Annotated in this window: 25 protein-coding genes and 1 pseudogene; 16 read left to right on the top strand and 10 right to left on the bottom strand. The window is 61.5% G+C overall.

The genetic code is table 11. From position 1 onward, the window contains the following. The first annotated feature begins 128 nt into the window (after positions 1 to 128). Together NQL71_RS13155 and NQL71_RS13150 are read left to right on the top strand one after the other, a co-directional pair. A complete protein-coding gene (locus NQL71_RS13155) occupies positions 129 to 869 on the top strand; it encodes a response regulator (RefSeq protein ID WP_046816306.1) in 741 nt (246 codons plus the stop codon). Next, positions 866 to 2,176, top strand: coding sequence for an ATP-binding protein (locus tag NQL71_RS13150; protein WP_274642767.1), 1,311 nt, complete (start codon positions 866 to 868; stop codon positions 2,174 to 2,176). Before NQL71_RS13155 ends, NQL71_RS13150 begins: the two co-directional genes overlap by 4 nt. 38 nt (positions 2,177 to 2,214) lie before the next feature. Here NQL71_RS13150 and NQL71_RS13145 read toward each other — a convergent pair whose 3' ends face one another. The 3 genes from NQL71_RS13145 to NQL71_RS13135 form a co-directional block, all read right to left on the bottom strand. Then, positions 2,215 to 2,973, bottom strand: a complete 759-nt coding sequence (locus NQL71_RS13145; RefSeq protein ID WP_046816304.1) for an HvfC family RiPP maturation protein — start codon at positions 2,971 to 2,973, stop codon at positions 2,215 to 2,217. Next, positions 2,966 to 3,805, bottom strand: coding sequence for an HvfB family MNIO-type RiPP peptide maturase (locus NQL71_RS13140; protein ID WP_046816303.1), 840 nt, complete (start codon positions 3,803 to 3,805; stop codon positions 2,966 to 2,968). The genes NQL71_RS13145 and NQL71_RS13140 overlap by 8 nt, the downstream gene beginning before the upstream one ends. A 144-nt stretch (positions 3,806 to 3,949) precedes the next feature. After that, the gene (locus NQL71_RS13135; RefSeq protein ID WP_046816302.1) at positions 3,950 to 5,284 is read right to left on the bottom strand and encodes an acetamidase/formamidase family protein; all 1,335 of its coding nucleotides are present in this window, start codon (positions 5,282 to 5,284) and stop codon (positions 3,950 to 3,952) included. A 417-nt stretch (positions 5,285 to 5,701) separates the two neighbouring features. Between NQL71_RS13135 and NQL71_RS13130 the strand changes: the two genes are divergently transcribed. Next, the gene (locus NQL71_RS13130; RefSeq protein WP_046816301.1) at positions 5,702 to 6,748 is read left to right on the top strand and encodes a class I SAM-dependent methyltransferase; all 1,047 of its coding nucleotides are present in this window, start codon (positions 5,702 to 5,704) and stop codon (positions 6,746 to 6,748) included. 114 nt (positions 6,749 to 6,862) lie between these two features. After that, on the top strand, positions 6,863 to 7,705 hold the full coding sequence (locus NQL71_RS13125) for an NAD-dependent protein deacetylase (RefSeq protein ID WP_046816300.1): 843 nt from the start codon (positions 6,863 to 6,865) through the stop codon (positions 7,703 to 7,705). Positions 7,706 to 7,778: 73 nt separating this feature from the next. On the opposite strand, the gene NQL71_RS13120 is transcribed toward NQL71_RS13125, so the two are convergent. After that, the gene (locus NQL71_RS13120; RefSeq protein WP_046816299.1) at positions 7,779 to 8,678 is read right to left on the bottom strand and encodes a LysR family transcriptional regulator; all 900 of its coding nucleotides are present in this window, start codon (positions 8,676 to 8,678) and stop codon (positions 7,779 to 7,781) included. A 175-nt stretch (positions 8,679 to 8,853) separates the two neighbouring features. On the opposite strand from NQL71_RS13120, the gene NQL71_RS13115 reads away from it, so the two are divergent. From NQL71_RS13115 to NQL71_RS13090, 6 genes are all read left to right on the top strand, one after another. Continuing rightward, on the top strand, positions 8,854 to 9,552 hold the full coding sequence (locus NQL71_RS13115) for a CoA transferase subunit A (RefSeq protein ID WP_046816298.1): 699 nt from the start codon (positions 8,854 to 8,856) through the stop codon (positions 9,550 to 9,552). A gap of 36 nt (positions 9,553 to 9,588) precedes the next feature. Continuing rightward, positions 9,589 to 10,254: a CoA transferase subunit B gene (locus NQL71_RS13110; protein WP_046027772.1), complete on the top strand. Its 666-nt coding sequence runs from the start codon at positions 9,589 to 9,591 to the stop codon at positions 10,252 to 10,254. Between the two features lie 11 nt (positions 10,255 to 10,265). After that, on the top strand, positions 10,266 to 11,447 hold the full coding sequence (locus NQL71_RS13105) for an acetyl-CoA C-acetyltransferase (protein WP_274642766.1): 1,182 nt from the start codon (positions 10,266 to 10,268) through the stop codon (positions 11,445 to 11,447). Positions 11,448 to 11,698: 251 nt separating this feature from the next. Further along, a complete protein-coding gene (locus NQL71_RS13100) occupies positions 11,699 to 12,487 on the top strand; it encodes a hypothetical protein (RefSeq protein ID WP_046816347.1) in 789 nt (262 codons plus the stop codon). A gap of 82 nt (positions 12,488 to 12,569) precedes the next feature. After that, positions 12,570 to 13,244: a glutathione S-transferase family protein gene (locus tag NQL71_RS13095; protein ID WP_077182987.1), complete on the top strand. Its 675-nt coding sequence runs from the start codon at positions 12,570 to 12,572 to the stop codon at positions 13,242 to 13,244. A 323-nt stretch (positions 13,245 to 13,567) separates the two neighbouring features. Continuing rightward, complete coding sequence (locus tag NQL71_RS13090; RefSeq protein ID WP_046816295.1) at positions 13,568 to 14,140, top strand: DcrB/PsbP domain-containing protein; 573 nt, start codon at positions 13,568 to 13,570, stop codon at positions 14,138 to 14,140. A gap of 3 nt (positions 14,141 to 14,143) precedes the next feature. Here NQL71_RS13090 and NQL71_RS13085 read toward each other — a convergent pair whose 3' ends face one another. Next, positions 14,144 to 14,860, bottom strand: a complete 717-nt coding sequence (locus NQL71_RS13085; RefSeq protein WP_046816294.1) for an alpha/beta hydrolase — start codon at positions 14,858 to 14,860, stop codon at positions 14,144 to 14,146. Between the two features lie 223 nt (positions 14,861 to 15,083). On the opposite strand from NQL71_RS13085, the pseudogene NQL71_RS13080 reads away from it, so the two are divergent. The 3 genes and pseudogenes from NQL71_RS13080 to NQL71_RS13070 form a co-directional block, all read left to right on the top strand. Next, positions 15,084 to 15,681: pseudogene (locus NQL71_RS13080) on the top strand (PAAR domain-containing protein); the annotation flags it as partial. A gap of 114 nt (positions 15,682 to 15,795) precedes the next feature. After that, positions 15,796 to 16,287 carry a DUF2515 family protein gene (locus NQL71_RS13075; RefSeq protein WP_274642764.1) on the top strand — a complete coding sequence of 164 codons (492 nt, stop codon included), beginning with the start codon at positions 15,796 to 15,798 and terminating at the stop codon, positions 16,285 to 16,287. Beyond that, positions 16,284 to 16,901 carry a hypothetical protein gene (locus NQL71_RS13070; RefSeq protein WP_274642763.1) on the top strand — a complete coding sequence of 206 codons (618 nt, stop codon included), beginning with the start codon at positions 16,284 to 16,286 and terminating at the stop codon, positions 16,899 to 16,901. Before NQL71_RS13075 ends, NQL71_RS13070 begins: the two co-directional genes overlap by 4 nt. Before the next feature lie 11 nt (positions 16,902 to 16,912). On the opposite strand, the gene NQL71_RS13065 is transcribed toward NQL71_RS13070, so the two are convergent. From NQL71_RS13065 to NQL71_RS13055, 3 genes are all read right to left on the bottom strand, one after another. Further along, positions 16,913 to 18,025, bottom strand: coding sequence for a M14 family metallopeptidase (locus tag NQL71_RS13065; protein ID WP_274642762.1), 1,113 nt, complete (start codon positions 18,023 to 18,025; stop codon positions 16,913 to 16,915). A gap of 105 nt (positions 18,026 to 18,130) precedes the next feature. Beyond that, on the bottom strand, positions 18,131 to 18,910 hold the full coding sequence (aotJ, locus tag NQL71_RS13060) for an L-arginine-binding protein AotJ (protein ID WP_274642761.1): 780 nt from the start codon (positions 18,908 to 18,910) through the stop codon (positions 18,131 to 18,133). Between the two features lie 236 nt (positions 18,911 to 19,146). Beyond that, the gene (locus NQL71_RS13055) at positions 19,147 to 19,566 is read right to left on the bottom strand and encodes a rhodanese-like domain-containing protein (RefSeq protein ID WP_046816285.1); all 420 of its coding nucleotides are present in this window, start codon (positions 19,564 to 19,566) and stop codon (positions 19,147 to 19,149) included. 101 nt (positions 19,567 to 19,667) lie between these two features. On the opposite strand from NQL71_RS13055, the gene ftrA reads away from it, so the two are divergent. Further along, positions 19,668 to 20,648, top strand: coding sequence for a transcriptional regulator FtrA (gene ftrA, locus NQL71_RS13050; protein WP_274642760.1), 981 nt, complete (start codon positions 19,668 to 19,670; stop codon positions 20,646 to 20,648). On the opposite strand, the gene cobF is transcribed toward ftrA, so the two are convergent. Then, entirely contained in the window at positions 20,631 to 21,386 is a 756-nt protein-coding gene (gene cobF / locus NQL71_RS13045; RefSeq protein WP_274642840.1) for a precorrin-6A synthase (deacetylating), read from the bottom strand. The genes ftrA and cobF overlap by 18 nt on opposite strands. Then, complete coding sequence (locus NQL71_RS13040) at positions 21,386 to 21,958, bottom strand: histidine phosphatase family protein (protein WP_274642839.1); 573 nt, start codon at positions 21,956 to 21,958, stop codon at positions 21,386 to 21,388. The genes cobF and NQL71_RS13040 overlap by 1 nt, the downstream gene beginning before the upstream one ends. A 342-nt stretch (positions 21,959 to 22,300) precedes the next feature. On the opposite strand from NQL71_RS13040, the gene astA reads away from it, so the two are divergent. Both astA and aruG read left to right on the top strand, forming a co-directional pair. Beyond that, complete coding sequence (gene astA, locus NQL71_RS13035; RefSeq protein WP_274642759.1) at positions 22,301 to 23,317, top strand: arginine N-succinyltransferase; 1,017 nt, start codon at positions 22,301 to 22,303, stop codon at positions 23,315 to 23,317. 55 nt (positions 23,318 to 23,372) lie between these two features. Next, positions 23,373 to 24,386 carry an arginine N-succinyltransferase gene (aruG, locus tag NQL71_RS13030; protein WP_274642758.1) on the top strand — a complete coding sequence of 338 codons (1,014 nt, stop codon included), beginning with the start codon at positions 23,373 to 23,375 and terminating at the stop codon, positions 24,384 to 24,386. Positions 24,387 to 24,504 lie beyond the last annotated feature (118 nt).

The raw sequence follows: 24,504 nt of genomic DNA, 5'->3' as shown, positions 1-24,504 counted from the left end.
TTGCCTGTTTTTGCGTCGGTGTGTATCCGCCCACAGCCCAGATACACTGCAATACAAAGGGCGAAAGGCGTGCGGGCCAAGGCTCGATAGACTGTGCGACATCCCCCCACTTGAAGAGGCAAGTCCCCATGGAGCACGTCGATCACATTCTCATCGTTGACGATGACCGCGAGATTCGAGAACTGGTGGGCAACTACCTGAAGAAAAACGGCCTGCGCACCACGGTCGTGGCCGACGGCCGGCAGATGCGCAGCTTCCTCGAATCCACGCCGGTGGACCTGATCGTGCTCGATATCATGATGCCCGGCGACGATGGCCTGATGCTCTGCCGCGAGCTGCGCACGGGCAAACACAAGGCCACCCCGGTATTGATGCTCACCGCGCGCAACGATGAAACCGACCGTATCATCGGCCTGGAAATGGGCGCCGATGACTACCTGGTCAAGCCCTTCGCCGCCCGCGAACTGCTGGCACGCATCAACGCCGTGCTGCGCCGCACACGCATGCTGCCGCCGAACCTGGTGGTGACCGAATCCAGCCGCCTGCTGGCCTTCGGTCGCTGGCGCCTGGACACTTCCGCCCGGCACCTGCTCGATGGCGACGGCACCATGGTCGCCCTCAGCGGCGCCGAGTATCGGTTGCTGCGGGTGTTCCTCGATCACCCGCAGCGGGTGCTCAATCGCGACCAGTTGCTCAACCTGACCCAGGGCCGCGACGCCGACCTGTTCGATCGCTCCATCGACCTGCTGGTCAGTCGCCTGCGCCAGCGCCTGCTGGACGATGCCCGCGAACCGGCCTACATCAAGACCGTACGCAGTGAGGGCTATGTGTTCTCCCTGCCGGTGGAAATCGTCGGTGCGCCAGCATGAACCGGTCACTGCGCTGGCCCCGCACCCTGGCGTCAAGACTGTCGCTGATATTCCTGATCGGCCTGATCCTCGCCCAGGCGTTGTCCTTCGGCGTGCAGTACTACGAGCGCTATGAAAGTGCGAAAAACACCATGCTCGGCAACCTGGAAACCGACGTTTCCACCTCCATTGCCATCCTCGACCGCTTGCCCGCCATCGAGCGAGCCAGTTGGCTGCAACAACTGGAGCGGCGCAATTATCGGTATCTGCTCAGTGAGGGTTCGTCGGGCATCCCCATGGGCATGGACATGCCCAACGCGCCCATCGCCATGACCTCGATCAAGAACTCCATCGGCAAGGACTACCCGATGACCTTCACCGATATTCCAGGGCCGGTGAAACACTTCCAGGTCCACCTGAAACTGGCCGACGGCAGTCCGTTGACCATCGACGTTCGGCCTTCGATGGTGCCGCTGTCACCCTGGCTGCCCATGGTGCTGCTCGGGCAACTGGCGCTGATGATTGCCTGCACCTGGTTGGCCGTGCGCATCGCCATACGCCCCCTCACCCGCCTCGCCGAAGCCGTGGACACCCTCGACCCCAACACCCACCCGGTGCTGCTGGACGAAAAAGGCCCGACCGAAGTGGCCCACGCCGCCAAGGCCTTCAACGCCATGCAGGTCCGCATCGCTGCCTACCTGAAAGAACGCATGCAACTGCTGGCGGCGATCTCCCATGACCTGCAAACACCGATCACCCGGATGAAACTGCGCGCCGAGTTCATGGACGACTCGGTGGAGAAAGACAAACTGTGGAACGACCTGGGCGAGATGGAACACTTGGTACGCGAAGGCGTGGCGTACGCCCGCAGTGTCCATGGCGCCACCGAAGAAAGCCGACGCACCGACCTGGATTCGTTCCTCGATAGCCTGGTGTTCGACTATCAGGACATGGGCAAGCACGTGCAACTGAGCGGCAAGAGCACCGCCGTCATCGACACCCGCCCCCACGCCTTGCGCAGAGTGCTGGTGAACCTGACGGACAACGCCCTCAAGTTTGCCGGAGCGGCGGAGTTGCTGGTAGAAAAACAAACCGATGGCAGCGTGTCGGTGAAGATCATGGACCGCGGCCCGGGGATTGCCGAAGCGGAACTGGCCCAGGTCATGCAGCCGTTCTATCGCGTGGAAAATTCGCGCAACCGCAGCACTGGCGGTACCGGGTTGGGTCTGGCGATCGCGCAACAGCTGGCATTGGCGATCGGGGGATCGTTGACGTTGAGCAACCGGGAGGGTGGTGGATTGTGTGCGCAGCTTGTGTTGCGCGGGTGATGATCGTTCCCACGCTCTGCGTGGGAACGATCAGGCGCTCAAGCAACGACGCCTACTACGCCCTCCCCCTGCATCTGCCGCAACAACCCCAGCCCGCTTTCGATAAACGCCACAGACTCGGTCATCCCCGCTTCCGCCGCCAACCCCTGCAGATGTGCACGTCCGGTCTGCCCGGGAAACGTCTCGATGCGTTGCAACAAACGAAACGCCAACGGACTCAACGCAGAAAACTTCACACTGAAATCCAGATCCCGACGCACCAGCAGCAACGTCGGCTGATCCGGTGGTGCATCAGGCTGATACTGCGGCCCGAGCAATTGCACCGGCCAGGAATACGCCAAGGGCCAGGCCAATGGCGAAACCTGCAACGGACGCTCCAGCAACCCATCGGCATCGCCGCCGGACAACGGCTCGTCCTCGGCTTGTTGCAGGGCCATTTCCACCCATTCGTAGTGCGCCAGCTCGACCATGAACGGCGGCCAGGGTCCATCAACCAAAGCCTCGGGCCCGGAGGCCAGGAACTCGACAAACTCCTCGGCGATCTCACCGAATTTCGGGGTGTGGGCGCGGTAGTCGCGCAGAAAGATCCGCACCAGCGCGCGCCAGTGCTCATCGCCGAGAATCTTCACCAGCACCGGAAAGGTGCCGCTGATCAGTGAAGACAGATTGGCGAACACCAAATCGCGGTAAACACGTGCCCGCGCCGGGTCCATTTCGGACGGCGGCGCGCAATGGTCGGGATCGCGCAGGTACAGGCCCATGCTGTTCTGTTGCTCATGCAGCGAGCGCTTAGCCACGATTTGCCTCCTTGGATTGCAATTGGCGAATGGTCTGCAATTCGGCCACCAGTTCGGAAAACGCCGGGAAGTTGAAATCCCGCTCCAGCAAGGTCGGTTGCGCGCCGAACCGGGCATAAGCCTCGGCCAGCAACGTCCACACCGCCGGTTTGACCGAGGCGCCATGGGTGTCGATTTTCAAGGTATCGGACTCATCGAAATGCCCGGCGATGTGCATCGCCACCACTCGGCTCGCATCGATCCCGGCCAGGAAGGCAAGCGGATCGAACCCGTGGTTGATCGAGTTGACGTACACGTTGTTGACGTCCAGCAACAGGTCGCAATCGGCTTCGCGCAGCACGGCGTTGGTGAACGTCACTTCGTCCATGTCCTGCTGCGGGGCGGCATAGTAAGAGACATTTTCCACCGCCAGGCGGCGGCCGAGGATGTCCTGGGCCTGGCGGATGCGCGCGGCGACGTGATGCACCGCTTCTTCGGTAAAGGGCAGCGGCAACAGGTCATACAGGTGACCGTCATCGCTGCAGTAACTCAAGTGTTCGCTGTACAGGGGCACCTGGTGGTGATCGAGGAAAACCCGGACCTCTTGCAGAAATTCGACGTCCAGCGGCGAGGGCCCGCCCAGGGACAAAGACAAGCCGTGACAGGACAACGCAAAGCGCTCGGCCAGGGTGCGCAACGCCGCGCCATGCGCGCCGCCGATGCCGATCCAGTTCTCCGGTGCGACTTCGAGAAAGTCGAAATGGCCGGCCGGGGCGGCCAGCAGGTCCTTGATCAAGCCGCGACGCAGGCCGAGCCCAGCGGTGGCCCTGGTTGATGCGATAGAGGTGTGCATGATGTCGATCCCAAGGGTGGTCAGAACGTCATCACAGTTAATCGAAGCGATGTATCGGGTCTGTGTACCGTGCTGACCGAAAACCGCACGGTGTGTATCGGCAGCGGGTCTATACACACTCTGGTACAGACCCGCTGCCCGGGATTACGCCAGGTCGTACTTCTCGCGCACCAGATGACCGATGCCCATGGCATCGAGCACCTCCATCGGGCACAGGAAGGTCACACGCACCGTGCCTGGCAGGCGACTGATATCGATGGAGCCGGTGATGGTGGCGCGATTGAGCACTTCGTCATAGGGCAGCCCGGTAACTGCAGCGGCGCGCGTCAAACCGTTCTCCACCGCCAGGTTGAGGTTCTCGCCGCTGCCGATGAAGGTAATAGGGCCGCTCTGCTCGATTTCGTGTTGCCCCCAGCGCTCGCCCAGCTGACGGACTTTCCCGCGCTGCTCGGCGTTCATCGGCCGCGCCATTGGTGGCAGGTCATCGAGGTTTTGCAGCAGGATCGGCCCTTCCAGCGTCAGGTTTTTCACCACTTGCACTACCACTTCGGTTTCCCCGGAGCAATCGGTGGCGTGGCCGGCGATCTCGCCGTTGCCCTGCTGCGCATGCATATCACCCATGTACACCCCGGCCCCCGGCACTTTCACCGGGCAGATCAGCACACAGCCTTCGCGGATCGAATTGGTGTCCATGTGGCCGTCGGTCTTGGCCGCGTGCAGCTCCTCGCGGGTCATGCCGAAACGGTGCGGGGCGTTGATCAGGTACTGGCCAAAGTCGGCACAGTTGTGCGAGTCGGGAATGTCCCGGGATGGCATCGTGCCGATGTTGCCGAGGAACGGTCGCATGTGCGCGGCGACGCCAGGGATATCGGCGCGGGCCAGGGACAGGATCGAATGTTGCGCGGCGAACTCCGGCAGCGCCGACATCTCGCTCGCATTGCCGGCCAGTTGATTGGCGACGTCTTGATTCACCGTCAGACTGACCTGATTTTGCGCGTCGAACACAATCACATAACCGTGGCTGAAGCGAAATGCGCTGACCTCGGCACCACAGTGGTTACAGCGAATCGCATCCTCGCCAATGCCTTCGACATGGCTGGCGGGATGCTCGGTGCCACACGTGGAGCAGAACTTGGCGACAAACGGATCGCCGTTGTAGCGTCCCTCGACGAAGCTCATGACCCCGGACGAAGTGGCCAGCGACGTGACGCGCATGCTCTTGATCGTGATCGCCACGGCGTCGCCGATTTGCGCCCCGGCGATGGCCACTGGTTGCGTCACTTCATGGCCGCCCTCGAAGGCTGGCGTGATCATCGGCCCCCAGCAACCTGGCGGCGTCCCGGTGATCAGCGTGCCGCCGTCTGCCAGCGGGCCGAGCATCGGCTGGCCAGGGCCAATGATGCCGTTGGTGTAGCGATCGACCCGCAGGCGATTGACCGGCGTGGCGTTGAGATGGGGTTGAGGCACAAGCGTTGTCATGGTGATCCCCTTCGAAGTCAGGAGCGAACGGAACTCACAGTTCAGCGCAGGTTTGTATCTGGTCTGTGTCCAGGGGTGGCCTTGAATCAAGGTGGACTGTATCCAGAGGCTGTCTGGATACATTGAAATACATACGCAGGCACTGCTGGCTAATCCCCTGTAGGAACTGGCTTGCCAGCGATGAGGCCGGCACATATCGCAGCTTCGGTGGTTTACACACCGCCTTCGCGGGCAAGCCCGCTCCTACAGGGGTTCAGTGCACAGCCATAGAGCACTTTCGTCGCTCAAGCCCGCGGTACACAGCCTGCGAACTAAACTTAATCCACACGGGACCTGCTCAGTGTCCTGTTCATTCCCACGACCACCGCCCGGACAAACAAGCCTCCGGACCGTGATCCTTGCAAAGGAGCACACGTGATGGACGAGGCCAGACTCAACGATTTCATGGGCAAACTGGTGGGTGACATGGGCGGTGCGGCGATGCTGGCCAATGTCATCCTCGGTGAAGAACTCGGCCTGTACCGGGCCATGGCCGACAGCCAGTCGACCAGCCCCGAAGCGCTTGCCGACAAGACCGGCTGCAACCCCCGCCTGGTGCGCGAATGGCTCAGCGCCCACGCCGCCTCTGGCTACATGGAACATCGCGACGGGCAATTCCGCCTGCCCGAAGAGCAAGCGTTGGCGTTGGCCATCGAAGACTCTCCGGTCTATGTAGCAGGTGGCATCGGCGTGGTTGCATCGTTTTTTCATGACAAGGACAAACTGGTCAAGGCCATGCGCGGCGACGGCGCCCTGGCCTGGGGCGATCACCATCCGTGCATGTTCAGCGGCACCGAACGCTTCTTCCGGCCCGGCTACAAGGCCCACCTGATCGCCGAATGGTTGCCGGCGCTGGATGGCGTGGTGGCCAAGCTGGAGGAAGGCGCCAAAGTCGCCGACATCGGCTGTGGTCATGGCGCATCGACGGTGATCATGGCCCAGGCGTACCCGAACTCGCGGTTCGTCGGCTTCGACTACCACGCACCGTCCGTCACCGTCGCCACCCAGCGCGCCGAGGAAGGCGGCGTTTCCGGTCGCGCGCGATTCTTCCAAGGCACGGCCAAGAGCTACCCCGGCAATGACTACGACCTGATCTGCTACTTCGACTGCCTGCACGACATGGGTGACCCGGTTGGCGCGGCCAAGCACGCCTACGAGTCGTTGAAGCCGGACGGCACGGTATTGCTGGTGGAACCGTTCGCCAACGACTCGCTGGATGACAACATCACTCCCGTTGGCCGACTGTTCTACGCGGCCTCGACCTTCATCTGCACGCCCAACTCGCTGTCCCAGGAAGTCGGCCTCGGCCTCGGCGCCCAGGCGGGTGAGGCGCGGTTGCGCAAGGTGTTCAGCGAGGCCGGGTTCTCGAGTTTCCGCCGGGCCACGCAAACGCCGTTCAACCTGATTCTGGAGGCCCGTAAATAAACACTGCGCCCTTTGCAGGAGCGAGCTTGCTCGCGAGGATGTATCAGGTACATTTATGTGGCTGATACACCTTCGCGAGCACGCTCGCTCCTACAGGGTTCCGGAGTGCTGATCATGCTCGACAGCCTTATCCACGAACAACTCGATCGCCTCCAGCATTTGATCGCCGACCAGCCGTTCGCGGTGTTGACCGGCGCCGGTATCAGCACGCCGTCGGGCATCCCGGACTACCGCGACAACCAGGGCGTGCGGCGTGGACGCCAGCCGATGATGTACCAGGAGTTTCTCTCTGCACCCGAATCGCGCCGGCGCTATTGGGCGCGAGCGATGCTCGGCTGGCCACGGGTGCGCCAGGCGCAGCCGAACGTGGCCCACGATACCCTTGCCCGCTTGCAAAGCACCCGGCGGATCAGCGGCCTGATCACCCAGAACGTCGACACCTTGCACGACCAGGCCGGCAGCCATGACGTGATCGAACTCCACGGCAGCCTGCACCGCGTACTGTGCCTGGATTGCGGCAGGCGCAGTGAGCGCGATTCAATCCAGCAATTGATGGAGGCGCAAAACCCTTATCTGGCGGGCGTAGACGCGGTGCAGGCCCCGGACGGCGATACCCTGCTCGATGCAGCCTTCGAGGCACGCTTCCAGGTCCCGCATTGCCCGCATTGCGCGGGTCAGAGGATGAAACCGGACGTGGTGTTCTTTGGGGAGAACGTCGCACAGGCAACCGCGGCAAAAGCGATGGCCACGGTGGAACAGGCTGCCGGGTTACTGGTGGTTGGCTCGTCACTGATGGCGTACTCGGCGTTTCGCCTGTGCCGGGCGGTGGTAGACCAGGGCAAGCCGCTGCTGGCGATCAACCTGGGCAAGACCCGGGCGGATGACATACTGGATTTGAAGATAGAAATGTCGTGCGAAGCGCTTTTACCGTTACTGGCACAACGCCTCAATGACTGAAGAGCCCCCGCCTGTAGGAGCTGGCTTGCCAGCGATGGCGATCCAACTGACGCCTTCGCTGGCAAGCCAGCGCCTACAGGGTGAAGCGTTCACCCAGGTTTTCTTCTTTCAGCACATCAAACAACGCCTGCGCCGCCGCCGACAGTTCCCCTCCAGGCAACGTCAGTACGCCAAGCGCGCGTTCCACCACCGGATCACGCAAGGTGATGCAACGCGCCCCCAGTTCACGCATCTGCCCTGCGCACAATGCAGGAACGGCGCTCACGCCCAGCCCGCTGGCGACCATGCGCCCAACCGTCGCCAGTTGATGGCTTTCGAACTCCACCGGCAATTTCATGCCCCGGGCCTGCAAGTGTTCCTCCAGCATCACTCGCACCGTCGATGGCCGCTGCAACGTGATGAAGGGTTCCTTGAGCAACGTCTGCCAGTCGACTTCGTTTAGCTCGACCAACGGCGAATCGGCGGGCACCACCGCCACGAAACGATCGATGTACAGCGGCGTGAATTGCAGCGACGAGCTCTGGCTCGGCTCGAACGCCACGCCCAGTTCCACCTGGCGGTCACGAACCATTTCCAGTACCTGCTCGTTGATCACGTCGTTGACCGTGACGTTGACTTTCGGATAGCGCGCGCGGAATGTCTTGAGGATCGGCGGCAGCAGGTTGCCGGCAAACGACGGCATGGCCGCCAGGGTCACGCGCCCGCGCTGCAGGGTGAAACGCTGACGCAGCTCATCCTCGGCATTGTCCCAGTCGGCGATCAGGCGGCGCGCCAGCGGCACCAGGGCTTCGCCCTCGGCGGTCAGCGCCACATTGCGCGTGTTGCGGGTGAACAACCGACCGCCCAGGCTTTCTTCCAAGGCCTTGATGGTCAGGCTGAGGGCCGATTGCGACAGGTGCAGGCGCTCGCAGGCCACCGCAAAGCTCAGGCTCTGGGCCACGGCCAGGAAGGCGCGGATCTGTTTGATGGTCATGGTCGCTTTGCTCCAGTTGTAAGCGACAAGCTTCAAGCGGCAAGATTGAAGCAGTGGTTTAATGAGCTTTATCAATCAATCAAGCCAAAAAAACAACTTAACAAATGAATCCCGTGGCGCGACACTCAATACCATTCGGCTAGCCAGCCGCCCATCAAGAATAAAAGAGGTGCATATGGCAGGTTTCGACAAGCGCGTGAGTTCCTACGAGGAAGCCCTGGCCGGTCTTGAAGACGGCATGACCGTGATCGCTGGCGGCTTCGGCCTCTGCGGGATTCCGGAAAACCTGATCAACGAGATCAAGCGCAAGGGCACCCGTGACCTCACCGTGGTTTCCAACAACTGCGGCGTCGACGGTTTCGGCCTCGGTGTGCTGCTGACCGACCGTCAGATCAGCAAGGTGGTGGCCTCCTACGTCGGCGAAAACAAGCTGTTCGAAGAGCAACTGCTCAAAGGCGAGATCGAAGTCATCCTGACCCCACAAGGCACCCTGGCTGAAAAAATGCGCGCTGGCGGCGCCGGCATCCCGGCCTTTTTCACCGCCACCGGCGTGGGCACGCCTGTTGCCGAGGGCAAGGAAGTGCGTGAATTCCATGGCCGCAAGTACCTGATGGAAGAATCCATCACCGGCGACTTCGCCATCGTCAAAGGCTGGAAAGCCGACCATTTCGGTAACGTGATCTATCGCCACACCGCCCAGAACTTCAACCCGCTGGCCGCTACCGCCGGCAAGATCACCGTGGTCGAAGTCGAAGAAATCGTCGAACCCGGCGAGCTGGACCCGGCGCAGATCCACACCCCAGGCATCTACGTCGACCGGATCATCTGCGGCACGTTCGAAAAGCGCATCGAACAGCGCACCGTGCGTAAGTGATCCCCTGCCCCCGGACCGAATGAAGGAATAACGACAATGGCACTTTCCCGCGAACAAATGGCTCAACGCGTCGCCCGCGAAATGCAGGACGGCTTCTACGTGAACCTGGGCATCGGCATTCCGACCCTGGTCGCCAACTACATCCCCGAAGGCATGGAAGTCATGCTGCAGTCGGAAAACGGCCTGCTCGGCATGGGTCCGTTTCCGACTGAAGAAACCATCGACGCCGACATGATCAACGCCGGTAAACAGACCGTGACCGCCCGTACCGGCGCCTCGATCTTTTCCTCGGCCGAATCCTTCGCGATGATCCGCGGCGGCCATGTCGACCTGACCGTACTGGGCGCCTTCGAAGTCGACGTGCAGGGCAACATCGCCTCGTGGATGATTCCCGGCAAACTGGTCAAGGGCATGGGCGGCGCCATGGACCTGGTAGCCGGCGCAGACAACATCATCGTCATCATGACCCACGCCTCCAAGGACGGTGAGTCCAAGTTGCTGGACCACTGCAGCCTGCCGCTGACTGGCGCCGGTTGCATCAAGCGCGTTCTGACCGACCTCGCCTACCTGGAGATCGAAAATGGCGCATTTATCCTCAAGGAACGTGCTCCAGGCGTCAGCGTCGAGGAAATCGTCGCCAAAACCGCTGGTAAACTGATCGTGCCGGACCACGTTCCGGAAATGCAGTTCGCTGCCCAGTGAGGAATCATTCCATGCAAGAAGTCGTCATTGTTGCCGCCACACGCACCGCCATCGGCAGTTTCCAGGGCTCCCTGGCAACCGTATCCGCCGTTGACCTGGGCGCAGCGGTGATCCGTCAGCTGCTGGCGCAAACCGGCCTGGACCCGGCCGAAGTCGATGAAGTGATCATGGGCCAGGTGCTGACCGCTGGCGCCGGGCAAAACCCTGCGCGCCAGGCGTCGATCAAGGCCGGCCTGCCGTTCGCCGTGCCGGCCATGACCTTGAACAAGGTCTGCGGTTCGGGCCTCAAGGCTTTGCACCTGGGCGCCCAGGCCATCCGTTGCGGCGACGCCGAGGTGATCATCGCCGGCGGCCAGGAAAACATGAGCCTGTCCAACTACGTCATGCCGGGCGCCCGCACGGGCCTGCGCATGGGTAACGCGCAAATCGTCGACACCATGATCAGCGACGGCCTGTGGGATGCGTTCAACGATTACCACATGGGCATCACCGCCGAGAACCTGGTCGAGAAGTACAACCTGACCCGTGAGCAACAGGACGCTTTCGCCGCTGCCTCGCAGCAGAAAGCCACGGCTGCCATTGAAGCCGGGCGTTTTGTCGATGAGATCACGCCGATCCTGATCCCCCAGCGCAAGGGCGATCCACTGTCCTTCGCCACCGACGAGCAACCACGGGCCGGCACCACCGCCGAATCCCTGGGCAAGCTCAAACCGGCCTTCAAGAAGGACGGTTCGGTGACCGCCGGTAACGCTTCGTCGCTGAACGATGGCGCCGCCGCCGTGATCCTGATGAGCGCCGAAAAAGCCAAGGCCCTGGGCCTGCCGGTTATGGCGACAATCGCCGCCTACGCCAACGCAGGCGTGGACCCGGCGATCATGGGCATCGGCCCGGTATCGGCCACACGCCGCTGCCTGGACAAGGCCGGCTGGAACATTGACCAGCTGGACCTGATCGAAGCCAACGAAGCCTTCGCCGCGCAATCGCTGGCCGTGGCCAAGGACCTGGAATGGGACCTGGACAAGGTCAACGTCAACGGCGGCGCCATCGCCCTCGGCCACCCGATCGGTGCCTCGGGTTGCCGCGTGCTGGTAACCCTGCTGCATGAAATGATCAAGCGCGACGCCAAAAAAGGCCTCGCCACCCTGTGCATCGGGGGTGGTCAGGGCGTGGCATTGGCGCTCGAACGCGCTTAAGCCAACAGCGTTTACAGACGGCGCGGGGACCCACGAAGATCCGCCGCCGCCTGGCAAAACACCCGGTGCGACTCACGTCGCACCGGGTTCTTTTTTTTCGGTTCCGCGAATTATCGTCAGCTGAAAGGCTGCAGACTCAACCCGCTGTTCGTCCCACTGATCAGGACGCCATAGCTTTGTATACAAAACCCGCAAATCTATAGAGCAAATCTGCTAACGTTGCCGCCACATACAAGGACGGAGAAGTGCGCGTGTTGATGCTCAAACTGCTGGTCATTCCAGGCTTCCTGCTGCTTATTTCCCTTGCCGGCAAACGCTGGGGGCCAAGTGTCGCGGGTTGGTTGTCGGGGTTGCCGGTGGTGGTCGGGCCGATACTGTTTTTCCTCGCCATCGAACAGGGCCAGGCGTTCGCCGCCCAATCGGCCATGGCTGCACTGTCGGCAATGTTCGCCATGATTGCCTTCTGCGTGACCTACGCGCAGGTCGCACAACGGGCAAAATGGCCACTGGCGCTGACGATCTCGATGCTGGTCTGGGCCTTGGTCGCCGTGGTCCTGTCGTTGCTCCCGCCGTCGCTGCCACTCTCGGTGATTGCCGCCGCCACCGCACTGCTGGCCGCGCCTTACCTGTTCCCGGCGGTGCAGCCGATCGTTTCCGGGCCGGCACCGAAGTCCGACAAACTGCTGTTGCGAATGGTCGCCGGCGCTCTGCTGACCTTGGCCGTCACTTGGCTCGCCAGCACCGTTGGCGACCGCTGGAGCGGCCTGCTCGCCGTGTTCCCGGTACTTGGCAGTGTGATGGCGGTGTTCTCCCAGCAAACCCGAGGCCCGGCGTTTACCGCCGCGTTGCTGCGGGCGACGGCCACCGGGATGTATTCATTTTCGGCCTTCTGCCTGGTCGTGACGCTGACCTTGCCGAGCCTGGGCCTGATGGGTTTCGGTATCGGCGTTGCCGTCTCGGTGGCCATGCTCGGCGTCACCCGGCGGTTGCTGGCAAAACCTGCGCCCCTGGCAACACGTTCAACCATTTCGAACGAGTAGCGCAATATCCTCGTGCGTCAATCGAACAGGTTTGCCCCACCATCAGCCTCAGTTGCAACCCACTCCGACTGAGGCCTTTACCATGAAATTCTTTTTCCATCCTTCGCCGAACCCGATGAAAGTCGCCCTGCTGCTCGAAGAACTGCAGACGCCCTATGAGTTGATCGGCGTCGACACCTTCAAGGGCGAGCAGCACTTGCCCGCCTTCCTCGCGATCAACCCGAACGCCAAGGTTCCGGCCCTGGTCGATGGCGACGCGACGGTCTTCGACTCCCAGGCCATCCTGCTGCACCTGGCGCAAAAACATCAGCGCTTCCTGCCGCACACCGCTGCCGGAAATGCCGAACTGCTGTCGTGGCTGATGTTCATCGCCACCGGCCTGTCGCCCTTCTCCGGCCAGGCCGTGCATTTCCTGCACCATGCACCGGAAGACCTGCCCTACGCGAAAAACCGTTATCTCAAGGAAGTCGAACGCCACTACCGCGTGCTCGACCAGCGCCTGGCCGACCATCAGTACCTGGCGGGTGACACCTACAGCATCGCCGACATGGCCCTCTGGGGCTGGGCCAACTATGCGCCTTACATCCTCGGCGAAAACGGCTTGGCCGCGTATCCGAACGTCAAGCGCCTGTTCGATGAAATCAGCGCCCGCCCGGCGGCCCAACGCGCCCACGGCCTGAAAGAAAAACTGGTGCTCAAGGCTGAGTTCGACGAAGAAACCCGCCGCAGCCTGTTTCCGCAGAACCAGGCTGAGTAACGCGTTCCCGACGTACGTCGGGAGGTGTGACTGCGCCCGACCCTTGTGGTGACCTGCCGTCGCCACAGGGTATCGGCTACTGGTTTTTTCAGATCCTACATGCGGCAACGGAGATCAAAAAATCGAGCCTGTTTCCTACATATTTTTCAGGTTGGCCGTCGGACGAGTGACGGATCAAATCCAGATCCTGAGTGTGTTACATGCCCGGCAGGAATACCCCTGATACCGAAGCATCAACGACCGTCCGTTAGCCCATGCTGGAACATCTCGCAGCCGCCATGGGATGATCACGCCCCACCGCGCGACCATCCCTGGAGATTCCGATGTCACTGTTGAGTAAAAAAGCCGTTGTCCTGTTGCTGGCAGCGGCTGCCAGCCTGGGGGCTTTGAATGTGCAGGCGGCCAAGGCTCCTGCGAAGGAGACGGTGCAGGGCCAGAAAGTCTCGCTGCTCGATGGCAAGTTCACCTTCACCCTACCCAAGGGTTTCGTGGCCAATCCGTTGCCCGCCAGCCCTACCGGTGCGAGCGGCACCATGTATTCGAACGAAACCACCAAGACCGTGGTGATCGCCGCGCAAAACAGCCTGCCCGAAGGGGTCAGGGTCAAGGACAACGACGGTGAGTTCCTCGACGGCACGGCGGCCGACTTCGACGCGGCGCAACACAAGGCCCTGGCGGACTACAACAAGCTCAGCGAAAAAAGCCTGACCCTGAAGAACACCGGCCTGGGCGTGCGCCAGGTCGACAGCACTGCCACCCAGGGCGGTGGCATGACCCTCAACACCACGTTGATGGCGGCTTCGGGCAACCACATGACGGTGATTCAGGTCATTTCCCGCCCCGGCGACATGGCCGCCCACGAAACCCTGATCAAGCAGATCGTCAGCGGCAAATGAGCCTCAGGGGTTGCGGCGCTGCAACCAGGCGCTCAAGTCCTGCATCTCCTCGGCACTGATGCTGTGGCCGACACCCTGGTAAGCGTGGAACTCGGGCTCCAGTGAAATGCTCTGCAACAGGCTGTTGGCCTCGGTGCCATCGCTCAAGGGAAGACGCTGGTCCGCCGTGCCATGGCCGATGAAAATCGCCAGCGACTGGCGTTTTTCATCAGGCTTCAATTCAGACTTGAGCACCGGCAGAATCCGCCCGCTCAACGCGGCAATCCCGCCCACCGCCTCGGGATGCCGAAGGGCGACTTCGTAGGACATGATCGCGCCCTGGCTGAATCCCACCAGGAACACCTTCTCCGGTTGCGTGTGATATTTCTTCGTCGCCTGTACGACGAAATCCAGCAGCAACTGGCCGCTCGACTTCAGGTCATCGGTTTCGCCGTTGTAGGCACCTTCGCCCTTCTTGCGAAACCACTGGTAACTCCCCTCCTGCATCACCATCGGCGCCCGCACCGACAGGTAGTTGTACTCGCTGGGTAACTCATCCTTGATGTCGAACAGATCCTGCTCGTTACTGCCGTAGCCGTGGAGAAAGATCACCAGGGGCTGCTCGCGGGAATCGGCGTTGGCCTGCTCCAGGTACTTGAGCGGCAGGTCGCTTTGCAATGGGGTTTGAGCATGGACAGTGGCGGATGCCAGCAGCGTGAACAGAGCGAGAAACTTCAGCATAAACCTTCCTTCACCGTGCGCAGGATTCGGGACAGAGACTAGCACCTTCGTTGCAGCGACTCCCAGCACCGGCCCCATTATGGAATCAGCCTACAGCAGACAAGGAAAGGTCTGATTTACGCCTGACACCCTTGCATAGAACCCTGTGCGCGGCATTTTGCCATGCCTCCATTTCCATGGAAGTGGGAGCAATTCGCGCGTCAACAGACAAGGAGTTCAAGCGATGGCTAAGGGATATTTCATTCGCAAGGGTGACAAGACCAGTTGTGGCGGCGAGGTGCTGGAGACCGATACCTGCATCATGACGTTTGGCTTCGCCCACGCTCGCGCCGGGGATCCGGTTTCCTGTGGCAAGAACGACAAAACCTATGAAATCGTCGGTGGCATCTCGTACATGAACAGTCATGCAGGCTGTTCGCTGGCTCGCTGGACAGCCGCAGCAGCTGCTCCTGCAAGGCCGGGCTCTACCCCTCGTTTACCACCGCCACCTATGAGTCCAGTCAGGGTGCTGCGCCGCAAGCCGCGAGGAGTGCCCCGCAGCAGGAAGCCGCGCCAGTTGCCCCCAACCACCGCAACCATCCAGTTTCGCTTCAGCGCGGGCACCCACACCCACGCTCAGCGAACGGCCAGGGACAGTCTGTGAAAACCTTTGGCGCGGGCATCAGCAAAGGGTCGAAAACGTCGTGGCCCCGGGCGGCAAACTGATTGCCGATCCGAAGGCGCGCAACAAGGCAATCAATGCCGTCTACGCGCAGCTGTGGCGCCTCGATTCGCGATTCCAGTGGGCAGGTCTTGCGGCTTTCGCCTCGAAACAGGTGGGTTGAACTGGTCAAGTAATCCCGGACACCGATTACGGTGTTTATGCCGCTTTTTGCTCCATAGCTATTGGCGACAGGTAGTTGTTGTAGCTGTGGAGCCTGGTGCGGTTGTAGTACATGAAGAAGCGCACCATGTCGGTTTTTGCTTCCTCGACCATGCTATGGCCGGTCGGAGAGGAAACACTAAAATTCGGGATTGACCATGATGAAATCATCCTGGCTTTTGGGGCGATCGAGGCGGGCAACATCGCCAAAAGCGTTGAACATCTGGCTTGGCACGAACAACAGAATATTCTGCAACCAGCGATGTACAACGACTGGCGATTCAGCTCATTGCTGTACAGCAATCATCTTTCCTACCTGAGCGGTATCCCGTCTGGCGCCGCTGAAGCCATCGAACTGACGTTGGCCAGTCAGTGCCGCCGGATCGACGACGGACGCACCATTGGTTTCAGCAACAGCCTCACTGCCAACCTGGCCGATATCAATCAGTGCATGCCCTTCGTACTTAGAGCCGCAGAGCAGTTTGATGATCTACTACGCAGCAACCAGCGCGAGCTGATTGAGCAATCGATTCGGGATATCGCCTGGGGTGGAAGCGTGCGATGAGCCTGCTGCAACGCGTGGGCTGGCGTCGTGGTGCGTTGGCACTGGCGGTCGCGGCCCTCCTGACATTGGCAGCGATTGAGGCCCTATCAGATGAGCCGGAAATTGCCCTGTTGATTGGCGAGCCTTGGGAGGATATGCGCCGTCGCTCCAGTGCGGCCATTGATCCAGCCATCGCCGGGCACTTTTGGGGGCGCTTGCCCAAGTCGGATGCCCGTCTTCGTTTCATCGATCCTCAATATGGGTTCATAACTCCACTGGCACGCTACTTTACGGTTACGTTCAATCGTGATGAGTCAATCAACGGTGTCAACATGTCCCCACAAATCGAACCACTATTGCTCGACGACACCCTCAAGCTCGTACTGGATCTGCAGGAGCAATGGCGCAACGCTGGCTGGGTACCCATCCGGGTCAATGACTTCCCTTCGTTCGCCGACACCCCGCAATGGCGGGCCCAATTGCGCGATGCAAAAAAAGGCGGGACGGCTTACTGGCGAGCAGGTGACAAGTACCAACTGATGCTGGTGGTCAATCGCTTCAAGTACGACAAGCGCCCCACAGAGGAGCGCTACCTCATCACATTAGGCATCCACCGATCACGCGGCGTGGAATGACCCTCCCCTCCTCAATCGTTAATCAACTTCCCAACCCGAATCGGCTCGCGCCCGGCCACTTTCGCCTGCCAAGTGCCCGGTTGCGTATAGCGCCCGCGATCAATCGCAAACAGCACGCCACTTGTGCCCGCGCGCACGGTGGTGACCTTGTCGTTCAATGGGTCGACCACTTCGAACAGTGGATCGCCCTGCTCCACCCATTCACCGGCCTCGCGCAGGAAGCTGACCACGCCGTGATGCGGTGCGAACAGGTATTGGGTGCCTTCGAACGGCATGCCCTCGCAGCACTCGCCCGGTGCCGCCGGCCAGGTGCCCTTGATGAAACCCTGTTCGGCGAGAAAGCCCAGGATCGCCTCGCAATTGGCCTGGGCCTGATCGACCCGGGTGTCGCCCATGCTGCCAAGCTCCAGCGTGGTCGCCAGGTTGGCCGGAGGAATGGCGGCTTCGGGGAAAGCCCTGGCCAGGCGTAACCAGGGTGAAGAGCAGGACTCGTCGAAGGAACTGCCACCGGAATCCTCGCACAGCAACGCCACCCCGGCTTTCAGGCGCGCCGCCAGCGATTGCCATTGCGGCCAGTGTTGCGGCAAGGCGTAGAGGTGAATCGCCGCATCGAAATCGCAATGCAGGTCGAGGGTGATGTCGGCGTCGCAGGCATGACGCAGTAACAGGCGGTGCATCGCTTCCAGTTGCGAAGCCGGGGCCGGCAGGTCGTCGAGCACCTGGCCCATGGCCTGGCGAATCAGGGCGATGTTGGCCTCGGCATCGCTGCCCAGGCGATCACCCACCCTTTGCGCCACCGGAGCGCTCAGTTCGACGAACGAGCGGTTGAAGTTCTTGCCGCTGCCCAGTTCGAAGCGGCCCATGTGACTGCCTTGCAGGTGCTGGTCGAGACCGATGGGGTTGGCCACCGGCACCAGTTCGATCACGCCTTGCAATTGGCCCTGGCTTTCCAGTTCGGCCAGGCGCTGCTTGAGCTCCCAGGCGGTGCGCATGCCCGGCAGTTCATCGGCGTGCAGGCTGGCCTGGATGTAGACCTTGCGAGTGCCCGCGCCATAACGGAATACGCTGAGGGTGCGCTCGGTTCCCAGGTGGCTCCAGGGCAGCAAATGGTCGATGCGTTGCATGGGAAGACTCCGATTCTCCAACGGTGGGGAAATGGGTTGGGCAGGATAAATCATGGGCGAAAAAAATGGCCGCCGCGTTAACGGGGCCATTTTTTAACGGCTCGATTACTCGCCGTAGACGTCAAACTTGAAGTACTTGTCCTGCACTTGGTTGTACTTGCCGTTGGCGCGGATCTCGGTAATGGCTTTGTTGAACTGCTCGGCCAGGGCGGTATCGCCCTTGCGCACGGCAATGCCTGCACCACCGCCGAAGTATTTCGGATCGTTGTACTCAGGTCCCACGAAAGCAAAACCCTTGCCGGCGTCGGTCTTCAGGAAACCGTCGTCCAGGTTGACCGAGTCGGCCAGCAGCGCATCAACGCGGCCGGACACCATGTCCAGGTTGGCTTCCTGCTGGGAACCGTAGCGCACCAGGACAATCCCTGCCGGTTGCAGCACTTCGGTGGCAAAACGATCATGGGTACTGGCGCGCAGTACACCGACTTTCTTGCCCTTGAGTTCGGTCAACGGGTCCTTGACGTCGGAACCTTCCTTCATCACGAAACGTGCCGGGGTGTGGTAGTACTTGATGGTGAAATCGACGTTTTTCTTGCGATCGTCGGTGATGGTCATGGACGACAGGATGGCGTCGATCTTCTTGACCTTCAGTGCCGGAATCAGGCCGTCGAACTCTTGCTCGACCCAGGTGCACTTGACCTGCATCTGCTCGCACAGGGCGTCGCCGATGTCCACGTCGAAGCCGGTGAGCTTGCCGTCGGGGGTTTTCATCGAGAATGGTGGGTAACCGGCTTCGATACCGATGCGAATTGGCTTGGTATCCGCGGCCACGGCGGTGAGGGACAACATCGACAGTGCCAGGGCACCGAACATCACTAGCTTCTTCATTTATAACTCCTGTGTGCGGAGACTTTTATTGGCAGCTTTCGGTCGCTAGCTTGTGGCGGTGGGACCGAAGTGGCCGGCAGTCTAGAGCGGCTTTCACAGGGTAAATTAGTATGAAGCGACAAATAGTTATAGAAAGGAGCCGGTTTGCCGACGAAGGCCTCCTTGGGCATTGGGCTGGTCTTTCGGCCGCCTTCGCTGGCAAGCCAGCTCCTACAGAAGATCGAGTACAGGCAGGTTCAGCAGGCGCAGCCGATAGCGGCGCCCGCCGCACTCAACTCGAACCCTTCATCCAGCCATCCGGTCACACCGCCAATCATTTCCTTCACCGGGTACCCCAGCGCCGCCAGCTTCACCGCCGCCTTGTTCGCCCCGTTGCAGTGGGGGCCTGCGCAATAGACCACGAACAGGCTGGTTTTCGCGTAGGCACGCAAACCTTCGGCGGTAAGAAGTCGCCCGGGAATGTTGATCGCACCCGGCACATGCCCGCGGTCGAACGCCAACGGCCCCCGCACATCCACCAGAATGAAATCGACTTCGCCGGCCTGCTGGCTGGCGTAAACGTCGGAACAGTCGGTTTCGAATGTCAGGCGGTTGCTGAAATGCATCAAGGCAATGGCCGAAGGGGCGGCGGGAATTTCGCGGACGAGGCTGGTCATGGGCAGTGCTCCGGGATGTCGGTCGGTGTGAACAGACTTTATCTGTCCGCCTTCTACGGCTAAAGTGGCGCACAAGACACTCACCGGGAACTTTCCGCCAAATGCATGCTTCTCCAGGACTGGTCGTGATCCTGGCCTACGACGGCCTGTGTACTTTCGAATTCGGCATCGCCGTGGAGATTTTTGGCCTGGCACGGCCAGAGTTCGATTTCCCTTGGTACAGCCATCGAATCGCGGCCGTCGATCAAGGGCCGATGCGCGCCATGGGCGGTATTCAGGTATTGGCCGATGGCGGCCTGGAACTGCTGGAACAGGCACGGACCGTTATCATTCCCGGCTGGCGCGACCGTCAGGCAGCGGTACCTGAGGCGCTGCTGACTGCCCTGCGCCACGCCCATGCGCGGGGTGCGCGGTTGCTGTCGATCTGCTCGGGGGTGTTCGTGCTGGCCGCTACCGGTTTGCTCGACGGTCGCAGCGCCACCACGCATTGGCGCTACACCGCGGAACTGGCCGAACGCTATCCGAACATCCTGGTGGACCCGGACGTGCTCTACGTCGATTCCGGACAATTGATCACCTCGGCCGGAAGCGCTGCGGGCATCGACGCCTGCCTGCACCTGGTGACGCGGGATTTTGGCACCCAGGTGGCCAACTCAGTCGCGCGGCGCCTGGTGATGTCACCGCAACGCACCGGGGGCCAGGCGCAGTTCATTCCGACGCCGGTCAGCCCTGCGCCGCGCAGCGATCTTTCGCGCGTCATACAGTGGGCACGAGAGCGGTTGCACGAACCGCTGGAGGTACGCGACCTGGCCAGCAAAGCCGCCATGAGCGAGCGCACCTTCCTGCGCCGTTTCACCGAAGCCAGCGGCCAGTCGCCCAAGACCTGGTTGCAGCAAGAACGCCTGGGGCGCGCCCGGGAATTGCTGGAAAGCACCGACCAGCACACCGAGCAGATCGCCCAGCACTGTGGTTATCGTTCGGTGGAAAGCTTTCGCGTGGCGTTTCGCAACGTGGTCGGCGTGCCACCGTCGGTGTACAGGGAACGGTTTGGGCGAGCGCGTGCTTCAGGGCTTGCGCAATAGATAGGTGTCCATGATCCAGCCATTGGCCTGCCGGGCCGCCTTGCGCACCCGCTCGATCTGCTGCGCCACGTCCTCGAGTTTGCCGCTGATGAGGATTTCATCCGGGGTGCCCAGGTAGGCGCCCCAGTAGATCTGCGTCTGCTGATCGGCCACATGATGGTAGGCATCCTGGGCATCGAGCATCACCACCAGACTGTCGGCATCGCCCACCTGCCCCGCTGCCAGGCGCCGGCCGGTGGTGATCTCCACCGAGCGGCCGATTTGATTGAGGGGCACCTTGTGCTGCGCGGCCAGCGCCTGGACGCTGGTGATGCCGGGAATCACCTCGAACTCGAAAGCACAGCGGCCCGAAGCCAGGATCGCCTGCAGGATGCGTATGGTGCTGTCATACAACGCCGGGTCGCCCCACACCAGGAAACCGCCGCACTGGTCGGGCGCCAGTTCCTCGTTGATCAGGCGCTCGAAGGTTTGCTGCTTGACCAGGTTCAACGCATCGACGCTGGTCTTGTAGTCCACCTCGCCGCGCTCGCGCTCCGGGCATTGGGCGTCGACAAAGCGGTAGTGCGGATCGGTGATGTGGCGTTCGCAGAGTTCGCGGCGCAGGTCAATCAGCTTGTCCTTGTCCTGGCCCTTGTCCATGATGAAAAACACATCGACCCGGTTCAGCGCCTTCACGGCCTGCAGGGTAATGTAGTCGGGGTTGCCGGCGCCGATGCCGATGACCAATAGTTTTTTCATCATGACATCCCCTCGTTATCGCTGCCGGGCAGCCGCAGCCGCCAGCAACCATGAAACTGCAGTTCTATCATCGACAGCGGCTCGACATCGATCAGGTTGAATGCCGACCCCTTCAGTACCTGCATCAATGCGCCACGCATGACGAATGGATGGGTCACGGCAACCACATGGCCGGGCAACGCTTCCAGGGTTTTCATCCAGGCGGCGACTCGCTCGCCGAGTTGCGCCACCGACTCGCCGCCGTGGGGCGCCGAGCGCGGGTCGGCGAGCCAGGCCTGCAGTGAATCGGGCTGGTTTTTCTGTAACTCGTTGATTCGTACGCCACGCCAATCGCCAAAGTCGCAATCGCGCAGGGCCATGACAATTTCCAGGCGCTTGCCGAAAAGCTCCGCAGTCTGTCGGGTGCGCAACTCCGGACCGCACAACACGCGCGAGGCCTCCTTGAAGCGAGCGCCTCGGGAACCCCGCGCCGCTTGCCAGTCCATCTCCAGGGGTTCGTCCGCAGGAAAGCGCGCCAGTTTCTGTGCAAGGGTTCGAGCGTGGCAGATCAGGGTCAAACGGGTCGCCTGCACGAAAAAAATCACTCTATGGATAGAAAGGAAAATCGGCACCTGACCGTCAGTCATTGCCCAATTGTGCCGTAAGAAAGATCCTCAGGGGGTGACATTTCAACGATTCAAACGCGCTCCGAGGGCGGTGCCCTACACGATTATTCAACATCCCCTTCATCTGCCGCTGACAGCCTTTTCCTGCCTGTTCGACCGGGGAAATGTCCCGTCAAAATTAACTAGACATGTAGTGCGCCTTATAGAAATACTGTTTTCAACGGATTAACGATACACCTCATCCAGCAGGAGCCGGGATGCCCTCATGCGAAGGCCGGTCACCGAGCCCTTTGATACAGGAGTGCACCCATGCTGGTCTTGCGCACCGTGCAACTAACCGACCTGCCCCAGTTGCAGCGATTGGCCCGCGAAAGCCTGGTGGGCGTCACGTCCTTGCCCGATGACAGCGCACGCTTGCGCGACAGGATTCTCGACGCCTGCATGTCACTGCAACAGAACGTCGAGAGTCCCGGCCCGCAGAATTACTTTTTCGTCCTGGAAGACCAGGCAGACCGGCGCCTTTTGGGCTGCTCGGAAATCGTCGCCACGGCCGGTTTCAGCGAACCTTTCTACAGCCTGCGCAACCGCCCTTTCACCAGTGCCTCGCGCGAGCTGAACATCGAGCACGGCGTGCCTGCACTGTCGCTGTGCCATGACCTCAACGGGCACACCTTGCTACGCGGCTTCCATATCGATTCGGCGCGGGTGCGCACGCCGCACTCAGAATTGTTGTCGCGGGCGCGCCTGCTGTTCATTGCCGCCCATGCGCAACGCTTTGCCGACGCGGTGATCAGCGAAATCGTCGGCTACAGCACCGATAACGGCCACTCACCCTTCTGGGACGCTGTGGGCAAGCACTTCTTCGACCTATCCTACGTTGAGGCCGAGCGGCTCTGCGGCCTGGAAAGCCGGACGTTCCTCGCCCACCTGATGCCGCAATACCCGATCTACGTGCCGATGCTGCCCCAGGCCGCGCAAGACTGCATCGGGCGCATCCACCCCGACGGCCAGGAAGCTTTCGATATCCTTGAGCGCGAAGGATTCGAAACCAACGGTTATGTCGACCTGTTCGATGGCGGCCCGACGCTGCAGGCACGCACCGGCGACATTCGTTCCATCGCGCAGAGCCAGACCGCCGAGGTGTTGGCCGTTTCGTCCATCGATGCCCGCGGCCGCTACCTGGTCAGCAATGATTCGCTTGGGCACTTTCGCGCCATCGTCGCCGATCTCGACTACCGCGCAGGTCAACCGCTGGGGCTGGACGGCGAGATGTGCCAGGCGCTGCAGGTCACCGAAGGCAGCAGCATCCGGCTGATCGCCCTGTGAGCAGAACACGCCAGTGTCGACAACGCCCGAACGGCCGCACACAAGGCGCGCCAGCATGATTCTGCGCCCGGTCCAGGTGACCGACCTGCCCGCCTTGCTGGCGCTGGCACGCCTGGCCGGTCGCGGCCTGACACCGCTGGTCGATGAAGAGCGCCTGACCCACCGCTTGCGCTGGGTCAAAAGAACCTTCGCCGAACAGGTCGAACGCGCCGATGCCGATTACCTGTTTGTCCTTGAAGACGACGACCAGCAAGTGCTCGGCGTCAGCGCCATCAGCGCAGCGATCGGCCTGCGCGAGCCCTGGTACAACTATCGGGTCGGGCTGACGGTCAATGCTTCACCCAACCTGGGTATTTCGCGACAAATCCCGACCCTGTTCCTCAACAATGAAATGACCGGTCAATCGGAACTCTGCACGCTGTTCCTGCGTCCCGATCAACGCCGGGGCAGTAACGGCCGCCTGCTCTCGCTGGGTCGCTTGTTGCTGGCGGCGGAGTTCCCGCACCTGTTCGGCGAGAAACTGATCGCCGAGCTGCGCGGCAGTGCCGACGAAAAAGGTTGCTCACCGTTCTGGGACAGCGTGGGCCGGCACTTTTTCAAGATGGATTTCAGTCATGCCGATCATTTGTCGGGGCTGGGCAACAAAGCGTTCATCGCCGAGCTGATGCCACGGCAACCGCTCTACGCCTGCCTGCTCACCGAACAGGCCCAGGCCGTGATCGGCAAGCCGCACCCCGATGCCGAGCCGGCACTGAAAATCCTTACGGCTGAAGGATTCTCTCATCAGGGCTACATCGACATCTTCGACGCAGGCCCGGTCATCGAAGCGCCGCTTTCGACCATTCGAACCGTGCGCGACAGTCAACATCTGTCATTGGTCATCGACACCCCGGACGACCAGGCACCGATCTGGCTGATCCACAATCGCCGCCTGGAAAACTGTCGCATCACCGCCGCCCCGGCGCGCCTGACGGGCAACAGCCTGCTGGTGGACCGTCTCACCGCCAAACGCCTGCAGCTGCAACCCGGCGACTCGGTGCGTGCGGTGCCGCTGCCCAATCGACAGTGACATGCCGTGACCGCCTGAACGAACCCTGCCTCGCCTCAAGATCGACGCCTTTGGCCGTAAAAGCGCTAAATTCGTCATCATTCAAGACTTGCCCCCGTGATAGCCTTTCACTTCTTCG

This window comes from Pseudomonas serbica, assembly GCF_028823535.1.
Classification (GTDB): domain Bacteria; phylum Pseudomonadota; class Gammaproteobacteria; order Pseudomonadales; family Pseudomonadaceae; genus Aquipseudomonas; species Aquipseudomonas serbica.
The sequence above is the reverse complement of the archived record's forward strand: the minus strand, read 5'-3'. Positions and strand labels throughout refer to the sequence as shown.